At 51.6% G+C, this 1,805-nt stretch carries 3 protein-coding genes; 1 reads left to right on the top strand and 2 read right to left on the bottom strand.

The genetic code is table 11. The features are described from left to right. Positions 1-144 precede the first annotated feature (144 nt). Positions 145-468 carry an Hpt domain-containing protein gene (locus BMY36_RS19070; protein WP_050518363.1) on the bottom strand — a complete coding sequence of 108 codons (324 nt, stop codon included), beginning with the start codon at positions 466-468 and terminating at the stop codon, positions 145-147. Positions 469-474: 6 nt separating this feature from the next. Next, positions 475-1,428 (bottom strand): response regulator, encoded by a 954-nt coding sequence (locus BMY36_RS19065; RefSeq protein WP_050518362.1) that lies wholly within the window; start codon positions 1,426-1,428, stop codon positions 475-477. Between the two features lie 129 nt (positions 1,429-1,557). Here BMY36_RS19065 and BMY36_RS19060 point away from each other — a divergent pair, with 129 nt between their 5' ends. Further along, entirely contained in the window at positions 1,558-1,743 is a 186-nt protein-coding gene (locus BMY36_RS19060) for a hypothetical protein (protein ID WP_050518361.1), read from the top strand. The last annotated feature ends 62 nt before the right edge of the window (positions 1,744-1,805 follow it).

The raw sequence follows: 1,805 nt of genomic DNA, 5'->3' as shown, positions 1-1,805 counted from the left end.
CAGATGTCGATCTTCAGCCGTCGCGCCAGTTCCGGGTGGCAGGCCATTTCCGTTCCACGGTCGTAGGTCATGCTCTTGCGCAAGACCGCAGGCAGCTGAACGCGCGCTTCGTGGCATTGCCAAGAAAACTAGGCGCTAAATAGTTTACGGTGTGGCCATCGAGTAGATAAGCTGGTCGAGGGAAGGTTCGGCGCGACGCCACGCTTCGTCAGCGCTTATTTCTTGTTTTTGCAATGCATTGGTGATCCCGTCTAATTCTGCAGCCAGCAATCCCCATTCTGGGAAGCCAAGCGTGGCTGCAACGCCACTGATCTTGTGAACGATGTCCCCGATTTCGCACATCGCAGCATTTGGGTCTCCCTCCAAATTTATGCGGCGTTTCAAGTTGGAAAGTTCAGCCGAACGGTAGGCGCTCATCTCAATAAAGCGAGCACGAAGTGGCTGCAGGGCGGGCAAAACTTCCTGCATGGCTGTTCAAGATATCCGTTTTAACCATTGCATATGAGGCGTGGTCTTTGAGCCGATTGCTGCAATTGCGCGCTCTAAGAATTTCGCTGGGCTTATCCGCGAAAACAACGTTTTGCGAACTTGACTGCCGACGACCACAACGGGGCTCGGAATTCTATCAAACTGATAAGTGGCGGCGAATTCCTCAAGAGCAAGATTTATTGTGTTCTCAACCAATTCGGTATCGATGAGGTTGCTCCCTGATGTCACCACCATAAAATTGCCGTTGCCTGCGTACGAAACCAAACCCGGCACCGCCTTCAGGGCGTCCTCGATGCATATTGCGACATCACTGAGCATATTCATAAAGTCTACTGGGGAGATACGGCCAAATATTCTGGCCGCATTAGAAATCGAGATGACGAAAGCAGAGACATCGTGGCGATCCTTGATTCCAAGGCTGAGCATATAGTTTTCAAGCGCGAGATACTCGATCAGTCTATCGAATCCTTCCATCATGACTGGGGTATCAAGATCAAACTTTAGTTCCACCACATCATTTGCGGCTGCGACACGATATTCCAGAAGCTGGTTGCGCAGCCGCTCCAAGACCAACCGCTCCATCATTGCCATTCGTGCCTTTAATTCGGTGGCATCAAGTGGCTTGCTCAGATAATCGCTCGCGCCCGCCGCAAAAGCGGTGTCGATGTGATGGCGATCTGACATTGACGTTACCATCATAATTGGCACCCGACGATAGCGTTCCATCATGCGGATTCTACGGCACAGTTCAACCCCATCCATACCCGGCATCCTTATGTCGAGAAGGATGCAGTCAAACTTTTCTTGACCAACTTCCAGGGCACGCAAAGCATCAAGCGCCGAGTAGGATTGTGAAACGTCGGTGTAGCCTAGTTCGGCCAACGCAATGTTGAGGATTTCCAAGAAAAAGGGTTCGTCGTCTACCGTCAGGATCTTCAATTTTGTACCCTCTCTTCTTGCCCCTAAACGCATGCAAAACTGGTGCATATCGCCTTATTAGAATAAGGATAAAGATTGAATCTCGCTCTAACGTGGCAAAATCATGGCAAAACTACGACACATTTATATTTGATCGGCGCCAAGGCCAGCTCTGACGCCGGTGTTATGGTCACTGACGGTGTGAACTCCGCCCCAGCCAACTCCGGCACCACCAGTTTGCCTTCCGGCAGCCTCGCCATCCGCTTCGGCATCCAGCCCTTCTCGATCCTCGATGCCCGCAAAGGTTGTTGGCAGGATCCGGGCGCATCTGACTAGGGCCCGTGGACAATCGGGATTCCCATCGGTTCTGATTTCTGATTCAAACTTCCCAAATGGAG

Origin of the sequence: Pseudorhodobacter antarcticus (assembly GCF_900110135.1) — a bacterium.
Lineage (GTDB): Bacteria > Pseudomonadota > Alphaproteobacteria > Rhodobacterales > Rhodobacteraceae > Pseudorhodobacter > Pseudorhodobacter antarcticus.
This window is presented reverse-complemented; position numbering and strand designations above follow the sequence as displayed.